Genomic DNA, 16,898 nt, shown 5'->3' on the forward strand with positions numbered 1-16,898 from the left:
TAACTTCCATCTCAACCAGCTCGATCAGCTCAGGATCGTCTACCATATCACACTTGTTCAGGAAAACAACAATATAAGGAACGCCTACCTGACGGGACAGAAGGATGTGCTCCTTGGTCTGAGCCATAACGCCGTCGGTTGCAGCAACAACCAGAATAGCGCCGTCCATCTGTGCTGCACCAGTGATCATGTTCTTTACATAGTCAGCATGGCCAGGGCAGTCAACGTGTGCGTAATGTCTCTTCTCGGTCTCATACTCAACGTGTGCGGTGGAAATGGTGATACCACGCTCTCTCTCTTCGGGAGCCTTGTCGATGTTCTCGAATGCCACTGCCTCACCAGTGCCAAGTCTCTCATGAAGAACCTTGGTAATTGCAGCGGTCAGAGTGGTCTTGCCATGGTCAACGTGACCAATGGTACCAATGTTACAATGGGGCTTAGTTCTTTCAAATTTAGCTTTAGCCATTATGAATGTCCTCCTTAAAATGATAACACATATTATTTTTCCTGCCGGACCGTCATTTTCCGTATCCGGCAATCGTTAACTCGGCTACCTCTGATTATATTAAATAATCAGAGGTTTTTCAAGTTATTTTTCATATATTTGCCTGCTTTTATTTACTTGCTTTTTGCAGCCAAAACCTTCTCCTGTACGTTCTTGGGCACGGGCTCATATTTCTCGAAGAACATGGAATAGTTGCCGCGTCCCTGGGTTCTGGAACGAAGGTCTGTGGAGTAGCCGAACATCTCAGCAAGGGGCACGAAAGCTCTCACCATCTTGCCGCCTCCGATGTCATCCATACCCTCCACGCGTCCACGGCGGGAGTTTAAGTCACCGATTACATCGCCCATATATTCCTCAGGCATGGTAACCTCAACCTTCATGATGGGCTCTAAAAGCACAGGATTTGCTTTCTGCATTGCCTCTTTAAATGCCATGGAACCTGCAATGTGGAACGCCATCTCAGAGGAGTCAACCTCGTGATAGGAACCGTCGTACACATTTGCATGAATGCCAAGCACGGGGAAGCCTCCCAGGATACCTGCGCGGGCAGCTTCCTGGATACCCTCGCCAACCGCAGGAATATATTCCTTGGGAATGGCGCCGCCCACAACAGTGGATTCAAACAACAGAGTAGGCGGATCGTTGATCAGCACATTGGCCTTGGGATCAAAGTCAAACTTCTCGCAGTTTGCCTCCAGGGGCTCAAATTTCACCTTACAATGTCCATACTGTCCACGTCCTCCGGACTGCTTTGCATACTTGGAGTCTACCTCCACAGCCTTGGTAAAGGCCTCCTTATAAGCAACCTGGGGAGCGCCTACGTTTGCCTCCACTTTAAATTCGCGAAGCAGACGGTCAACGATAATCTCCAGATGCAGCTCTCCCATACCAGCGATAATGGTCTGTCCAGTCTCCTGATTTGTATGGGCACGGAAAGTGGGATCCTCCTCTGCAAGCTTTGCCAGAGCTTCACCCATCTTGCCCTGTCCTGCCTTTGTCTTAGGCTCAATAGCCAGCTCAATAACAGGCTCAGGGAATTCCATGGACTCCAGAATCACGGGATGCTGGTCGTCGCAGATAGTATCGCCGGTGGTGGTAAACTTAAAGCCTACTGCCGCAGCAATGTCGCCGGAGTAAACCTTATCCAGCTCTGCCCGCTTATTTGCGTGCATCTGCAGGATACGTCCCACACGCTCCTTCTTGTCCTTTGTAGCGTTCAAAACGTAGGAACCGGAATTCATGGTTCCGGAATATACACGGAAGAACGCAAGCTTTCCAACAAAGGGGTCCGCCATGATCTTAAACGCCAGTGCGGAGAAAGGCTCCTCGTCGGAAGAATGTCTCTCCACCTCATTACCGTCTAAATCCACGCCCTTAATAGCCGGGATATCGGTCGGTGCAGGCATATACTCCAAAATAGCGTCCAGAAGCTTCTGTACGCCCTTGTTGCGGTATGCGGAACCACAGCATACGGGAATCGCGGCACACTCACAGGTGGCCTTGCGAAGCACTCTCTTCAAATCTTCAACAGAAGGCTCCTCGCCCTCCAGATACTGCATCATCAGATCGTCATCCAGCTCGCAGATCTTCTCAATCAGCTCAGAGCGGTACAGCTCTGCGTCGTCCTTCATATCACCCAGATCATCGGTTACGGTAATGTCATCGCCCTTGTCATCATTGTAGATATATGCCTTCATTTCAAACAGGTCGATAATTCCCTTGAAGTCATCTTCTTTACCGATGGGCAGCTGAAGGATAATCGCATTTTTTCCAAGTCTGGTTCTGATCTGTTCCACTGCACCGTAGAAGTTTGCACCCAGAATGTCCATCTTATTGATGAAAGCCATACGAGGCACATTGTAGGTATCAGCCTGACGCCATACGTTCTCAGACTGGGGCTCAACACCGCCCTTTGCGCAGAACACGCCAACAGCTCCATCCAATACACGGAGAGAACGCTCTACTTCTACAGTGAAATCAACGTGGCCAGGAGTGTCAATAATATTGATACGGTGCTCCAGCGCGCCAGGCATGGGCTTGGTTTCTTTTTCCAGTGTCCAGTGGCAGGTGGTAGCAGCTGATGTGATGGTAATGCCTCTTTCCTGTTCCTGCTCCATCCAGTCCATGGTCGCAGTACCCTCATGAGTATCACCAATCTTGTAGTTAACGCCAGTATAATACAGAATACGCTCGGTCAATGTGGTCTTACCCGCATCGATATGAGCCATAATACCGATATTTCTGGTTCTCTCTAAGGGATATTCTCTTCCAGCCAAGATTTTTTCCTCCTATATTTTTAAAAAACCTGAAAATCTCCGCCCTAAAATCTGTAATGAGCGAAAGCCTTGTTTGCTTCTGCCATCTTGTGCACGTCTTCTTTTCTCTTAACGGCTGCACCGGTATTGTTGGCAGCATCCAGAATTTCGTTGGCCAGTCTGTCCACCATGGTCTTTTCACTTCTCTTGCGGGCAAACATAGTCAGCCAGCGCAGACCCAGAGCCTGACGTCTGTCAGCTCTCACCTCGATGGGCACCTGATAGGTAGCGCCACCGATACGTCTGGCCTTAACTTCCAAAACAGGCATGATATTGTTCATTGCCTCTTCAAATACTTCGAGAGCCGGCTTGCCGGACTTCTCTTCTACCTTGGCAAATGCGCCGTATACAATCTTCTGGGCAACCCCTCTTTTGCCGTCCAGCATAATGTTGTTGATCAGCTTGGTTACCACCTTGTTGTTGTATAAAGGATCTGCCAATACATCTCTTTTTTGAATATGTCCCTTACGCGGCACGTTTCTTCCCTCCTTATCAATGCGGCCGGCCATTTTGGCCGACATGAAATAGATCATCGGTACTCACATGTGTTTCCCCAAGTGTTCGCGCTGTTATATCTGCATTACAGAATTCCAACACTTTTCTTAGTTTCGTTGTTGTGGTACTTCATCATACCTTATTTCTTAGCGTCCTTAGGTCTCTTAGCGCCGTACTTGGAACGAGCCTGCTTTCTGTTGGCAACACCTGCGGTATCAAGGGTACCACGAATGATGTGGTATCTGGTACCGGGAAGATCCTTAACACGGCCGCCGCGGATCAAAACAACGCTGTGCTCCTGCAGATTGTGGCCTTCGCCGGGAATGTAGCTGGTAACCTCGATTCCGTTGGAAAGACGTACTCTGGCAATCTTTCTAAGAGCTGAGTTAGGCTTTTTAGGAGTCGCTGTCTTAACGGCAGTACACACACCACGCTTCTGAGGAGCGGAAACATTCGTCGTCTTCTTGTGAAGGGAATTGTATCCTTTCTGCAGGGCAGGTGCGGTAGACTTCTTTACAGATGTCTGACGTCCTTTTCTTACTAACTGGTTAAATGTTGGCATTCTGTTTCACCTCTTTCTGATTGTAATATTGGTTTATTGTTTGCGGCACACGAAAAAAGAATGCAGCCGCGTGCACACTATGATAGTATACTTGTTTGAGAATATGTTGTCAACTGATTTTTTTCAGAAACCGCTCTAACGCATCCTGCCAGGAAGGCAGCCTTTCAAATCCGTTCTCCGTAAGCTTTTCCTTGCTCATACGGCTGTTATGGGGTCTGGGAGCCTTGGCACCATACTCTTCGGTAGAAACAGGGATCACATTGACCTGCACTTTGGCCTTTCTGAAAATCTCACAGGCAAATTCATACCAGGAGCACACGCCCTCATTGGTAGCGTGATAAACACCGTATTTTTCTGTCTGCACCATGTCCGCCAGCAGCTTTGCCAGATCATAGGTGTAGGTGGGTGACCCGAACTGATCGTTTACCACTCTTATGGTGTCATGGGTTTTGGCAAGATTCAGCATGGTTTTGATAAAATTCTTTCCGTTGACGCCAAACACCCAGGCAATACGCACGATAAAATACTTGTCCAGGGTGTTTTTCACAGCCAGCTCCCCTTCATACTTTGTCTGCCCGTACACGCTCTTGGGATCGCAGGCGTCCTCCGGCTCCCAGGGTCTTTCCCCTTCTCCGGAAAAAACATAGTCCGTACTGATATACAGCATTTTTATATCCAGCTCTTTGCATATATTAGCTATATTCTGGGTTCCCTCCGCATTGACCCTGCGGCAGCTCTCCTCATTTTCCTCCGCTGCGTCCACCGCAGTATAAGCGGCGCAGTGAATCACTGCATCCGGCCCTGCTTCCTTGATCACCTTGTCCACGCTGGCCGCATCGGTGATATCCATCTGGTCGATGTCCACCCCCACGGCCTCAATGCCTCTTTCCGTAAGCTCGTTGACTACATCAAAGCCAAGCTGGCCCTTTACGCCGGTTACCAAAACCTTCATCCTGGTCTACCTTCCTTTCCCATAAGGCAACACTGCGGCAGTGTTTCTAACCTCCTGCCGCAGCGTTTCTCATTTTTTGTTTCCCTATTAAAGATTTTCAAGTGTGGACTCCAAAACAGCGTCCTCTGCCTCCGCAGTCTCATACTCATCCAGATCGGAAGGCTCCTGATTTAAGTCCAGACCATCGTCAAAGTTTAAGGTCTCCTCTTCCTCCGACAGATTTTCGTCAAACAAAATGGTATCTGTCTCGTCTGTGCTGAGTCTTGTATTGCGATATCGCTTCATGCCGGTTCCCGCCGGAATCAGTTTACCGATAATCACATTTTCCTTTAATCCAATCAACGGGTCTACCTTGCCCTTAATTGCTGCTTCTGTCAGCACCTTTGTGGTCTCCTGGAAGGAAGCGGCAGACAGGAAGGAGTTAGTGGCAAGCGCCGCCTTTGTGATACCCAGCATCACCTGCTTTCCTTCCGCAGGCTCCTTGCCCTGTGCAATCAGCTCCTCGTTCATATCCTCAAACTCCAGCACATCCACCAGGGTTCCGGGGAGGAAATCCGTGTCGCCGTTGCTTTCCACACGGATCTTCTTTAACATCTGACGCACAATCACTTCAATATGCTTGTCAGCGATATCAACGCCCTGGAGACGGTAAACTCTCTGCACCTCTCTGAGCATATAGTCCTGAACTGCGCGGATTCCTTTGATTTTCAGCAAATCATGAGGGTTTACGCTTCCTTCGGTAAGCTCGTCACCTGCCTCCAGCACCTGGCCGTCCACAATCTTAATCCGGGAGCCATAAGGGATCAGATATGCCTTGGTCTCTCCCGTCTCTTCGTTTGTAATCACGACCTCGCGCTTTTTCTTGGTGTCGCGAATCTCCGCCTTGCCGCCAAACTCTGCAATAATGGCAAGTCCCTTGGGCTTTCTGGCCTCGAAAAGCTCCTCCACGCGGGGAAGACCCTGAGTGATATCGCCGCCGGCCACGCCGCCGGTGTGGAAGGTTCTCATAGTCAGCTGGGTACCGGGCTCTCCGATGGACTGGGCCGCAATAATACCTACAGCCTCACCCACCTGCACTGCCTCTCCGGTGGCCATGTTTGCACCGTAGCACTTCGCGCAGATACCGTTGCGGGAACGGCAGTTCAATATGGTACGAATCTTGACTGCCTCCACAGGCTCTCCCTTTTCATCCACACCCACGCTCAATATCTTTGCAGCGCGGCTGGGGGTGATCATATGGTTGCGCTTCACGATCACATTGCCGTCTCTATCCTTAATCTCCTCACAGGAATATCTTCCGGTAATTCTGTCCTTCAGGCTTTCGATGGTCTCTTTCCCATCCATGAAGGCCTTCACCACCATGCCCGGAATCTCCGCCTTTCCTTCCGCACAGTCAACCTCACGGATAATCAGCTCCTGAGATACGTCAACCATACGTCTGGTCAGATAACCGGAGTCAGCGGTACGAAGAGCCGTGTCGGACAGACCCTTGCGGGCGCCGTGAGCCGACATGAAGTACTCCAGTACGTCCAATCCCTCACGGAAATTGGATTTGATGGGAAGCTCAATGGTCCGTCCCGTAGTATCTGCCATCAGACCGCGCATGCCTGCCAGCTGCTTGATCTGCTGGTTGGAACCACGGGCGCCGGAGTCCGCCATCATAAAGATATTATTATATTTATCCAGACCGGACAAAAGAACCTCTGTCAGCTCTTTATCCGTCTCATTCCAGGTTTCCACCACCGCACGGTATCTCTCCTCCTCGGTGATCAGACCCCTTCTGTAGTTTGCAGAAATCTTGTCAACCGTGGCCTGGGCAGCCGCCAGCATTTCAGGCTTCTTCTCAGGAACCGTCATATCAGAAATGGAAACGGTCATAGCTGCCTTGGTTGAGTACTTGTAGCCGATGGCCTTCACGTCGTCCAGAACCTCTGCAGTCTTGGAAGCGCCATGGGTGTTGATGACCTTCTCCAGAATCTGCTTCAGGCCCTTCTTTCCCACATGAAAATCCACTTCCAGCTTCAGGAAGTTCTCCGGAATGCTCCGGTCTACAAATCCCAGATCCTGGGGCAGTATCTCATTAAAGATAAATCTTCCCAGAGTGGATTCCACATTGCCCGTCACAGTCTCCCCGGCGGCATTCACCTTGGAAACACGCACCTTGATTCTGGAGTGCAGTGTAAGGGCCTGATTTTCATAGGCCAGAATGGCTTCATTCACATTTCTAAAGCTCTTTCCTTCTCCCAGGGCACCAGGTCTTTCCTGAGTCAGATAGTAGATTCCCAAAACCATATCCTGAGAAGGAACGGCAACGGGGCCGCCGTCCGAGGGCTTTAACAGGTTGTTGGGAGACAAAAGCAGGAAACGGCACTCCGCCTGAGCCTCCACGGACAGGGGAAGATGCACTGCCATCTGGTCTCCGTCAAAGTCTGCGTTAAACGCAGTACACACCAAAGGATGCAGCTTGATTGCCTTACCCTCTACCAAAATGGGCTCAAAAGCCTGTATACCAAGTCTGTGCAGAGTAGGAGCACGGTTAAGCATCACAGGATGCTCTTTGATCACCTCCTCCAACACATCCCAAACCTGGGTGTCAAGTCTTTCCACCAGCTTCTTTGCATTTTTAATATTCTGGCTGATGCCTCTGGCAACCAGCTCCTTCATCACAAAGGGCTTGAACAGCTCGATGGCCATCTCCTTGGGAAGGCCGCACTGGTAAATCTTAAGCTCCGGCCCTACCACGATAACGGAACGTCCGGAGTAGTCCACACGCTTTCCTAACAGGTTCTGGCGGAACCGTCCGGATTTTCCCTTTAACATATCAGAAAGGGATTTTAACGCCCTGTTGCCCGGTCCCGTAACGGGACGTCCTCTTCTGCCATTGTCAATCAGGGCGTCCACTGCCTCCTGAAGCATTCTCTTCTCATTGCGCACGATAATATCAGGCGCGCCCAGCTCCAAAAGCCTCTTCAGACGATTATTTCTGTTGATAATTCTTCGATACAGATCGTTTAAATCGGATGTGGCAAACCGTCCGCCATCCAGCTGTACCATAGGGCGGATATCGGGGGGAATCACCGGAATCACATCCATGATCATCCACTCCGGCTTATTTCCCGAGCCGCGGAAGGCCTCCACTACCTCAAGGCGCTTTATGATTCTGGCCCGCTTCTGACCGGAGGACTCTCTCAGTCCCGTCTTTAATTCCGCCGCTTCCGCCTCAAGGTCGATGGCCTGCAGAAGCTCCTTGATAGCCTCCGCTCCCATGCCTACACGGAATTTATTGCCCCAGGTCTCCCTTGCGTCCTGATATTCCTTCTCCGACAGCACCTGCTTGTACTCCAGATTGGATTCTCCGGCGTCCAAAACGATGTAGGATGCGAAATACAAAACCTTCTCCAGCACTCTGGGGGACAGATCCAGAATCAGTCCCATGCGGCTGGGAATCCCCTTGAAATACCAGATATGGGATACGGGAGCCGCAAGCTCGATGTGGCCCATTCTCTCTCTGCGGACACTGGACTTGGTCACCTCAACGCCGCAGCGGTCACAGACAACGCCCTTGTATCTGATTTTTTTATACTTGCCACAGTGGCACTCCCAGTCCTTGCTGGGTCCGAAAATCCTCTCGCAGAACAGACCATCCCGCTCAGGCTTCAAGGTTCTGTAATTTATGGTTTCCGGCTTCAGCACCTCGCCATGGGACCACTCACGGATTTTGTCCGGTGAGGCCAAGCCGATTTTTATGGCATCGAATGTCATGGGCTGATAGGTAGATTCATTCTTTGTTTCTGGCATTAATGGCACTCCCTTCTGATTTTAAAATTCGTCCTCATCGCCTGCAAAGCTGTCGTCCTCGTAGACTTCTTCAAAATCATCCTCGTCAGCATTTACAAGCTCTCCGCTCTCTTCGTCGAACTCCTGCGCCTGATAACCCATCTCGCCCAGGGAGCCGTTATCATAATCATCATATTTGCGGTCACCTTCCATCTCATAACGGTAATCCGTATCACCGTAATCAATGGTTTCCATAATTTCAACCTCGGTCTGGTCCTCTCGGAGCACTCTCACATCCAAGCCCAATGCCTGCAGCTCCTTCAAAAGCACCTTAAAGGACTCGGGAATGCCGGGCTCCGGAATATTATCGCCCTTGATGATGGCCTCATAGGTCTTTACACGGCCCACCACATCATCGGACTTCACCGTCAAAATTTCCTGCAAGGTGTAGGACGCACCGTAGGCCTCCAGGGCCCAAACCTCCATCTCTCCGAAACGCTGGCCGCCAAACTGGGCTTTTCCTCCCAGAGGCTGCTGGGTCACAAGGGAGTACGGTCCCGTAGAACGGGCGTGGATCTTATCATCCACCAGATGATGCAGCTTTAAGTAGTGCATATGACCTATGGTTACAGGGCTGTCGAAGTATTCTCCCGTACGTCCGTCCCGCAGGCGCACCTTTCCGTCTCTGGAAATAGGCACTCCCTTCCAAAGCTTTCTATGCTCCCTGTTGTCATACAGATACTGCATTACCTCAGGCAGAAGCTCTTCTTTATGCTTTGCCTCAAATTCTTCCCACTCCAGATTTACATAATCATTTGCCAAATCCAGAGTGTCCATGATGTCATTCTCGTTTGCGCCGTCAAATACCGGTGTGGCAACGTTAAAGCCCAGTGCCTTTGCCGCAAGAGAAAGGTGAATCTCCAGCACCTGTCCGATGTTCATACGGGAAGGCACACCCAAAGGATTCAGCACGATATCCAGGGGACGGCCATTGGGCAGATAGGGCATATCCTCCACGGGAAGCACACGGGAAACCACACCCTTGTTGCCGTGACGGCCTGCCATCTTATCGCCCACGGAAATCTTTCTCTTCTGTGCAATATAAATACGAACCGACTGGTTTACACCGGGGGACAATTCATCGCTGTTTTCTCTGGTGAACACCTTGGCGTCCACCACAATGCCGTACTCGCCGTGAGGCACCTTTAAGGAGGTATCCCTCACCTCTCTGGCCTTCTCGCCAAAGATCGCCCGAAGCAGTCTCTCCTCTGCGGTAAGCTCCGTCTCGCCCTTAGGCGTCACCTTGCCCACCAGGATATCTCCAGCACGGACCTCCGCTCCAATACGGATAATGCCTCTGTCGTCCAGATCCTTCAGGGCGTCGTCACCCACGCCGGGCACATCCCGGGTAATCTCCTCGGGTCCCAGCTTGGTGTCTCTGGCTTCCGCCTCATATTCCTCAATGTGGACGGAGGTATATACATCCTCCTGCACAAGTCTCTCACTTAAAAGAACCGCGTCCTCGTAGTTATAGCCCTCCCAGGTCATGAAACCGATCAGCGGATTCTTGCCAAGAGCAAGCTCTCCCATGGAGGTGGAGGGACCGTCCGCAATCACCTGTCCCGCTTCCACATGATCGCCCTTGCACACAATAGGCTTTTGGTTGTAGCAGTTGGACTGATTGCTTCTGGAAAACTTGGTCAGATGGAACTCTGCCTTTTCCCCATCGTCACAGGTCATTCTGATCAGATTGGAGGAAACATAATCCACCGTGCCCGCCTTGGGAGCAACCACACAGACTCCTGAGTCCACAGCTGCCTTCACTTCCATTCCCGTGCCTACCACAGGCGCTTCCGTGGTCAGAAGGGGCACCGCCTGACGCTGCATGTTGGAACCCATCAGCGCACGGTTTGCATCGTCATTCTCCAAGAAGGGAATCAATGCGGTAGCCACAGAAAATACCATCTTAGGGGACACATCCATATAATCGAACATTGCCTTGGGGTATTCCTGGGTTTCCTCTCTGTAACGGCCGGAAACGGTATTCCGCACAAAATGCCCGTCCGCATCCAGAGCTTCGTTTGCCTGTGCCACATGATAATTGTCCTCTTCATCGGCAGTCATGTAGACAACCTCTTCCGTTACCCTGGGGTTTGCCGGGTCTGATTTATCAATTTTACGATAAGGCGCCTCCACAAAGCCATACTCGTTGATACGGGCATAGCTTGCCAGGGAGTTGATCAGACCGATATTAGGTCCCTCAGGCGTCTCAATGGGGCACATTCTTCCATAGTGGGAATAATGCACGTCCCGGACCTCAAATCCTGCCCTGTCTCTGGACAGACCGCCGGGGCCTAACGCCGACAGACGCCTCTTGTGGGTCAGCTCACCCAGAGGATTGTTCTGATCCATAAACTGTGACAGCTGGGAGGAACCAAAGAATTCCTTCACCGCAGCGGTGACAGGCTTAATATTAATCAAAGACTGGGGCGAAATGTCCTCAGCGTCGTGGGTTGTCATACGCTCTCTGACAACTCTCTCCATTCTGGAAAGACCGATTCTGTACTGATTCTGCAGAAGCTCGCCCACAGCACGGATACGTCTGTTGCCCAGGTGGTCGATATCGTCGTCATTGCCCAGGCCATATTCCAGGTGCATGTTATAATTGATGGAAGCAATGATATCTTCCTTTGTGATATGCTTAGGCACAAGCTCATGCACGTTCTTTTTGATAGCCTCCGCCAGCTTCTCGGCGTCGTCTCCAAATTCCTCAATAATCTGTGCCAGAACGGGATAATAAACCCGCTCATGAATCCCAAAATCCTTGGGATTGCAGTCTACAAAGCTTGTGATGTCAACCATCATATTGGAGAGAACCTTTACGTTTCTTTCCTCGGTCTGCACATAAACAAAGGGAACAGCCGCATTCTGGATGGTGTCAGCCAGCTCCGCACTCACCTTATCTCCCGCAGAAGCAAGAACCTCTCCTGTGGAAGGATCCACCACATCTGCTGCCAGAACCTGATTCCTGATCCGGTTTTTCAAGGCCAGCTTTTTATTGAATTTATATCTTCCCACCTTGGCCAGATCGTATCTGCGGGGGTCAAAGAACATAGCGTTGATGAGACTTTCCGCACTTTCTACGCTCAAAGGCTCTCCGGGACGGATTTTTTTGTATAACTCTAACAGACCCTCCTGATAATTCTCAGCAGTGTCCTTTGCAAAGCTTGCTTCAATCTTGGGCTCGTCGCCGAATACCTCTCTGATCTCGTCGTTGGTTCCAATTCCCAGCGCTCTGATCAGCACAGTGATAGGCACCTTACGGGTCCTGTCCACTCTTACATAAAAAACGTCATTGGAATCCGTTTCATATTCCAGCCACGCGCCACGGTTGGGGATTACAGTACAGGAAAAAAGTCTTTTCCCGATCTTGTCATGCCCGATGGCATAGTAAATACCGGGGGAACGAACCAGCTGGCTTACAATGACACGCTCTGCGCCATTGATGATAAAGGTACCGGTGTCTGTCATCAAAGGAAGATCGCCCATAAAAATTTCATGCTCGCTGATTTCCTCTTTCTCCTTGTTGTAGAGGCGAACCCTGACCTTCAGGGGAGCGGCATAATTTGCATCTCTTTCCTTGCATTCCTCAATAGAATATTTTACATCGTTCCTGCACAGTTCAAAATCTACAAATTCCAAACTCAAAGAGCCGCTGTAATCGGCAATGGGAGAGATGTCGTCGAAAACTTCCTTCAAGCCTTCGTCTAAAAACCACTGATAGGAATCCTTCTGGACTTCGATCAGGTTGGGCATCTCCAAAACCTCTTTTTGTCTTGAATAACTCATACGCATAACCCGGTTGCCGGCAATCGGACGTATTCTGTTTTTTTCCATTGACATTCACCCCGTTCTTTCTGATAAGCATAGCACCGCACAATAGTGCACCATCCATACTAACACAAAACAAAAACTGGGTCAAGGAAAATTTTTGAAATAAATATAACAAAAAGCAGTTTCCACGCTTTTGAGAAACTGCTTTTTGTTATATTTATTATTACCTTGATGGCAGACCGATTACTTAAGGGTAACCTTAGCGCCAACTTCCTCAAGCTTCTTCTTGATCTCCTCAGCCTCTTCCTTGGTTGCTGCTTCCTTCAATACCTTAGGAGCGCTGTCTACCAGATCCTTTGCCTCCTTCAGGCCAAGTCCGGTTGCTTCACGAACAACCTTGATAACCTTAACCTTCTCGGAGCCGATCTCAGTCAGCTCTACGTCAAACTCGGTCTTCTCCTCTGCCGCCTCAGCAGGGCCCGCTGCAGCTGCAACTACCACGCCTGCTGCTGCAGATACGCCGAATTCCTCCTCGCAAGCCTTTACAAGATCATTCAATTCCAATACGGACAACTCTTTGATCGCATCAATCAGTTCCTGCGCTGTTAATTTAGCCATTTTCATTTCCTCCATTTTATTGAATCTCTGTTTGTTTTACTTGGTTCTTCTTTCAAATCGCATTATTCTGCTGCAGGCGCTTCCTCAGAAGCAGGCGCTTCGCAGGCAGCTGCTCCGCCTTTTTCCGCCAGCTGGTTCATAACGCGTGCGAAATTGGTAATAGGGCTCTTCATGCTTCCCAGCAATCTGGAAAGCAGCACGTCTCTGGAAGGAATTTCCGCAATGGAAGCCATTCCGTTCGCGTCATATACAGTGCCTTCCACCATGCCGGCCTTAATTTCAAGCTTGTTGGCCGTCTTTGCAAACTGTGCCAGTATTCTGGCAGGCGCCGTTGCGTCGTCTGTGGAGATTGCCACTGCGCTGGGGCCTTCCAGATACTGCAGCAGGCCTTCGCAGTCTGTTCCCTTGAACGCAAAGTTCATCAGGGTGTTTTTGTAAACCTTGTAGGTCACTCCTGCTTCGCGAAGATTCTTGCGCAGCTGGGTATCCTGCTCCACAGTAAGCCCGCGGTAATCAACCAGCACGACAGACTGTGCGTCTTTGATGCTGGATGAAATTTCTTCCACAATGGGCTGTTTTAATTCAATCTTTGCCATTTCTTTACCTCCTTTTAGATTTAAGAGCTAAAAAAAGCTCCCTGAAGACTCAGAGAGATAACGTAATCGATGTACTGCAATCAATGTGTATCCTTCTCCTCGGCAGGACTTACGCTCGGTCTCCCTCGCACCTGCTGTCTTCGGTTCGGTTTCTAACCTTATAGAGAATACCACAGGGGCTGTCTTATGTCAACCCCCTGTGGCGCTTCTTTTACTATTACGCTTAGTACCCAGCTACGCTTACCTTTACGCCAGGTCCCATTGTGCTGGTAAGGGTAATGCTTCTTAAGTACTGTCCCTTCACTGCGCTGGGCTTTGCCTTCACAATGGCCTCCATCAGTGCATTGAAGTTTTCCTGAAGAGCCTCCTCTGTAAAGGAAACCTTTCCTACGGGAACATGCACAATGTTGGTCTTGTCCAGTCTGTACTCAATCTTACCTGCTTTGATATCGGCGATGGCCTTCGCCACATCCATGGTTACCGTACCAGCCTTGGGATTGGGCATCAAACCCTTGGGTCCAAGCACTTTACCCAGACGACCTACAACACCCATCATGTCAGGGGTTGCCACCACTACATCAAAGTCAAGCCAGCCATCGTTCTGGATTTTGGGGATGAGCTCCTCTCCTCCCACATAATCAGCGCCAGCCGCTTCTGCTTCACTTACTTTATCACCCTTTGCAAATACAAGAACGCGCACCGTCTTGCCGGTTCCGTTGGGCAGCACCACCGCGCCGCGGATCTGCTGCTCTGCATGACGTCCGTCGCAGCCGGTTCTGATATGCACTTCAACGGTCTCATCAAATTTCGCGGTTGCAGTCTTTTTTACAAGCGCAATTGCTTCCGCAGGCTCATATAATGTTGTGCGGTCTACAAGCTTTGCAGCCTCAACATATTTCTTACCATGTTTCATTCTTTTACCTCCTAGGTTCCAACGACAATCATTCAATTGTCTCCCAAATTATTTTGTTTTCACTAATCCTCTACAGTAATACCCATGCTGCGCGCGGTACCTGCAATCATGCTCATGGCTGCCTCGAGGCTGGCCGCGTTTAAATCGGGCATTTTCAGCTCGGCAATCTCCTGAAGCTTTGCCTTGGAGATGGAAGCCACCTTGGTCTTGTTGGGTACTGCGGAGCCTGATTTCAGGTTGCAGGCCTTCTTCAAAAGTACTGCTGCAGGCGGAGTCTTGGTAACGAAACTGAAGCTTCTGTCTGCGTACACAGTAATCACTACAGGGATGATCACATCACCCTTGTCTGCTGTTCTTGCGTTGAACTGCTTGGTAAATTCAACGATGTTCACGCCATGCTGTCCAAGTGCGGGACCAACTGGCGGAGCCGGTGTTGCTTTGCCGGCAGGAATCTGTAATTTGATGTATCCTTCTACTTTCTTTGCCATTGCGGCACCTCCTATAATGTGGTAATCCGGCGCAGGGTCTTTTTTTGCTGCCCTGCTCCCACTGCCGCCGGGCGCAAAGCCCAGCCATACGGCGGCCTTTTCAAGCGCCGTATTTATACTTTACCGGTCCGGCTTTTCGCCGAAAACCGGGAAAATATCAAAATTAAAGTTTTCTGACCTCCGCAAAGCTGATCTCCACAGGGGTCTCTCTGCCAAACAGCTCCACGTTGATGGTAGCCGTCTGCTTGCCGTAGTCCAGCTTCTGCACCACGCCCACGGTATCCTTCCAGACACCGGCCACCACTGCGATACTGTCTCCCTCTGCGAAATCAATGGAGACATTTTCCGTCTTGATGCCAAGAGGCTTCATCTCAGCCTCAGTGAGCGGGACTGCCTTGCTTCCCGGTCCCACAAAGCCCGTAACGCCGCGGGTGTTGCGCACAACATACCATGTGTCGTCGTTCATTTCCATATTGAGAAGCACATAGCCCGGAAACATCTTCTTGGGAACGGTCTTTTTCACACCGTTCTTGATTTCCACCACATCCTGCATGGGAACTCTGACTTCCAAAATCTGTTCTGCAAGGTGCTTGTTGTTCTCGATGGTCTTCTCAATATTGGCTTTGACTTTGTTTTCATATCCTGAATAGGTATGCACTACATACCATTTTGCCTCTGCCATACAATCAACCTCGCTCTATAATGATGTTAAGAAATTCACACCGTTCTGGATCACGAAATCCAGTATGGCAATGATAACTCCCAGTACCACCGAAATTGCAACAACCGCCACAGACTGCTTTAACAAAGACTGTCTGTCCGGCCATGAAATTTTCTTGAATTCAGCTTTGACGCCCTTAAAAAAGCTGGGACGTGCCTGCTTTTCTTTGGAATCTCCCATTTCGACCTCCCAAAATTAGAACGGCTGATTATTTTGTTTCCTTGTGCAGTGTATGGGTTCTGCAGAATCTACAATATTTCTTGATTTCCATTCTGTCGGGATGAGTTTTCTTATCCTTGGTAGTATTGTAGTTACGCTGCTTGCATTCTGTACATGCTAAGGTGATTTTTGTACGCATTTTTGCTACCTCCACGTATTTTCTGTTCTTTTTTAATCAAGTATGCTTTATAAATTTAAGCATAAAAAAAAGACCTAAATCTTATCTCGTTTGAATACTATAACACAGCAGGACGCTTCCGTCAACTGTTTTTTCAGGGCAATCCCCGCTTTTGATATCCATCCTGCCATACATATAGGTACTTATTCAAAAATCCTCATAATATCCCTATACCGATTTACCACCCGGTAAATCTCAACATACTCTTTCCCTGCCTTATAAAGGATCACATAATTTTTCCAAACCGCGTACTTATAATCTGTTCGAAAACTGACTCTTTTGGAGAGATCAGCACCTATTTCCGGAAACATTTGAATATTCTCAAATTTACCATAAATTTCTTTGATCGTATTTGCAGCGTATTCCGGATTATCTTCAGCAATATAATCACGAATTTCTTTTAAATCCGTTGCAACTAACGGGTTGATTCGTAATTTCAGCATAGCCTATTCCCCCACAAGTGCTTTTAATTCGTCCAGGCTGAGCCAGCCTTCACCGTCTTTCACTGCCTCTTCCGCCTCCTGCAGCTTCATTAACAGCTTTTTCTCTGCACGATCACGCTCATAATCCTCTATATCAAGCACCACAAAACGCCCTCTGCCATTTTTCGTCAAAAACACCGGTTCCCCAATCCTGCAATTCTTTAGAACTTCATTATAATTTCTCAAATCAGATACTGGTAAAATATTCGCCATGTAACCCGTCTCCTTTCCTGATGCACGCTT

Annotated in this window: 16 protein-coding genes and 1 other annotated feature; all 16 genes read right to left on the reverse strand. The window is 49.5% G+C overall.

What is annotated here, in order from left to right; translation table 11 throughout:
- The coding region (locus tag SHK35_RS05150) for a GTP-binding protein (protein WP_318708921.1) at nt 1–466 on the reverse strand (466 nt) is incomplete at its 3' end.
- A gap of 152 nt (nt 467–618) precedes the next feature.
- Nucleotides 619–2,781 carry an elongation factor G gene (gene fusA / locus SHK35_RS05155; protein ID WP_318703279.1) on the reverse strand — a complete coding sequence of 721 codons (2,163 nt, stop codon included), beginning with the start codon at nt 2,779–2,781 and terminating at the stop codon, nt 619–621.
- Between the two features lie 44 nt (nt 2,782–2,825).
- Nucleotides 2,826–3,296 (reverse strand): 30S ribosomal protein S7, encoded by a 471-nt coding sequence (gene rpsG, locus SHK35_RS05160; protein WP_318703278.1) that lies wholly within the window; start codon nt 3,294–3,296, stop codon nt 2,826–2,828.
- Between the two features lie 158 nt (nt 3,297–3,454).
- Nucleotides 3,455–3,877, reverse strand: coding sequence for a 30S ribosomal protein S12 (gene rpsL / locus SHK35_RS05165; RefSeq protein WP_318703276.1), 423 nt, complete (start codon nt 3,875–3,877; stop codon nt 3,455–3,457).
- 109 nt (nt 3,878–3,986) lie between these two features.
- The gene (rfbD, locus tag SHK35_RS05170) at nt 3,987–4,829 is read right to left on the reverse strand and encodes a dTDP-4-dehydrorhamnose reductase (protein ID WP_318708923.1); all 843 of its coding nucleotides are present in this window, start codon (nt 4,827–4,829) and stop codon (nt 3,987–3,989) included.
- Between the two features lie 87 nt (nt 4,830–4,916).
- The gene (gene rpoC / locus SHK35_RS05175) at nt 4,917–8,627 is read right to left on the reverse strand and encodes a DNA-directed RNA polymerase subunit beta' (protein WP_318708924.1); all 3,711 of its coding nucleotides are present in this window, start codon (nt 8,625–8,627) and stop codon (nt 4,917–4,919) included.
- Between the two features lie 21 nt (nt 8,628–8,648).
- Complete coding sequence (gene rpoB, locus SHK35_RS05180) at nt 8,649–12,503, reverse strand: DNA-directed RNA polymerase subunit beta (RefSeq protein WP_318703273.1); 3,855 nt, start codon at nt 12,501–12,503, stop codon at nt 8,649–8,651.
- Nucleotides 12,504–12,683: 180 nt separating this feature from the next.
- Nucleotides 12,684–13,058, reverse strand: coding sequence for a 50S ribosomal protein L7/L12 (gene rplL, locus SHK35_RS05185; protein WP_318703272.1), 375 nt, complete (start codon nt 13,056–13,058; stop codon nt 12,684–12,686).
- A 62-nt stretch (nt 13,059–13,120) separates the two neighbouring features.
- A complete protein-coding gene (gene rplJ, locus SHK35_RS05190) occupies nt 13,121–13,654 on the reverse strand; it encodes a 50S ribosomal protein L10 (protein ID WP_318703271.1) in 534 nt (177 codons plus the stop codon).
- Between the two features lie 21 nt (nt 13,655–13,675).
- Nucleotides 13,676–13,816 (reverse strand) — a sequence feature (ribosomal protein L10 leader region).
- Nucleotides 13,817–13,877: 61 nt separating this feature from the next.
- Entirely contained in the window at nt 13,878–14,567 is a 690-nt protein-coding gene (rplA, locus tag SHK35_RS05195) for a 50S ribosomal protein L1 (protein WP_318703269.1), read from the reverse strand.
- Between the two features lie 62 nt (nt 14,568–14,629).
- Nucleotides 14,630–15,055 (reverse strand): 50S ribosomal protein L11, encoded by a 426-nt coding sequence (gene rplK, locus SHK35_RS05200; RefSeq protein ID WP_318703268.1) that lies wholly within the window; start codon nt 15,053–15,055, stop codon nt 14,630–14,632.
- 163 nt (nt 15,056–15,218) lie between these two features.
- The gene (gene nusG / locus SHK35_RS05205) at nt 15,219–15,737 is read right to left on the reverse strand and encodes a transcription termination/antitermination protein NusG (RefSeq protein WP_318703267.1); all 519 of its coding nucleotides are present in this window, start codon (nt 15,735–15,737) and stop codon (nt 15,219–15,221) included.
- 15 nt (nt 15,738–15,752) lie between these two features.
- Nucleotides 15,753–15,956 carry a preprotein translocase subunit SecE gene (secE, locus tag SHK35_RS05210; protein ID WP_318708926.1) on the reverse strand — a complete coding sequence of 68 codons (204 nt, stop codon included), beginning with the start codon at nt 15,954–15,956 and terminating at the stop codon, nt 15,753–15,755.
- Between the two features lie 28 nt (nt 15,957–15,984).
- Nucleotides 15,985–16,134: a 50S ribosomal protein L33 gene (rpmG, locus tag SHK35_RS05215; RefSeq protein WP_318703265.1), complete on the reverse strand. Its 150-nt coding sequence runs from the start codon at nt 16,132–16,134 to the stop codon at nt 15,985–15,987.
- Between the two features lie 182 nt (nt 16,135–16,316).
- Nucleotides 16,317–16,616, reverse strand: coding sequence for a type II toxin-antitoxin system RelE/ParE family toxin (locus tag SHK35_RS05220; RefSeq protein WP_318708927.1), 300 nt, complete (start codon nt 16,614–16,616; stop codon nt 16,317–16,319).
- A 3-nt stretch (nt 16,617–16,619) separates the two neighbouring features.
- Nucleotides 16,620–16,868, reverse strand: coding sequence for a type II toxin-antitoxin system prevent-host-death family antitoxin (locus SHK35_RS05225; RefSeq protein ID WP_318703263.1), 249 nt, complete (start codon nt 16,866–16,868; stop codon nt 16,620–16,622).
- Nucleotides 16,869–16,898 lie beyond the last annotated feature (30 nt).

The organism is Candidatus Acetatifactor stercoripullorum, from assembly GCF_944382095.1.
Classification (GTDB): domain Bacteria; phylum Bacillota; class Clostridia; order Lachnospirales; family Lachnospiraceae; genus Acetatifactor; species Acetatifactor stercoripullorum.

Coding starts and splice junctions, on each gene's coding strand:
- rpsL (WP_318703276.1), bottom strand. CDS start 3,877: ATGCCAACATTTAACCAGTTAGTAAGAAAAGGACGTCAGACATCTGTA.
- rfbD (WP_318708923.1), bottom strand. CDS start 4,829: ATGAAGGTTTTGGTAACCGGCGTAAAGGGCCAGCTTGGCTTTGATGTA.
- rpoC (WP_318708924.1), bottom strand. CDS start 8,627: ATGCCAGAAACAAAGAATGAATCTACCTATCAGCCCATGACATTCGAT.
- rpoB (WP_318703273.1), bottom strand. CDS start 12,503: ATGGAAAAAAACAGAATACGTCCGATTGCCGGCAACCGGGTTATGCGT.
- rplL (WP_318703272.1), bottom strand. CDS start 13,058: ATGGCTAAATTAACAGCGCAGGAACTGATTGATGCGATCAAAGAGTTG.
- rplJ (WP_318703271.1), bottom strand. CDS start 13,654: ATGGCAAAGATTGAATTAAAACAGCCCATTGTGGAAGAAATTTCATCC.
- rplA (WP_318703269.1), bottom strand. CDS start 14,567: ATGAAACATGGTAAGAAATATGTTGAGGCTGCAAAGCTTGTAGACCGC.
- rplK (WP_318703268.1), bottom strand. CDS start 15,055: ATGGCAAAGAAAGTAGAAGGATACATCAAATTACAGATTCCTGCCGGC.
- nusG (WP_318703267.1), bottom strand. CDS start 15,737: ATGGCAGAGGCAAAATGGTATGTAGTGCATACCTATTCAGGATATGAA.
- secE (WP_318708926.1), bottom strand. CDS start 15,956: ATGGGAGATTCCAAAGAAAAGCAGGCACGTCCCAGCTTTTTTAAGGGC.
- rpmG (WP_318703265.1), bottom strand. CDS start 16,134: ATGCGTACAAAAATCACCTTAGCATGTACAGAATGCAAGCAGCGTAAC.
- SHK35_RS05220 (WP_318708927.1), bottom strand. CDS start 16,616: ATGCTGAAATTACGAATCAACCCGTTAGTTGCAACGGATTTAAAAGAA.
- SHK35_RS05225 (WP_318703263.1), bottom strand. CDS start 16,868: ATGGCGAATATTTTACCAGTATCTGATTTGAGAAATTATAATGAAGTT.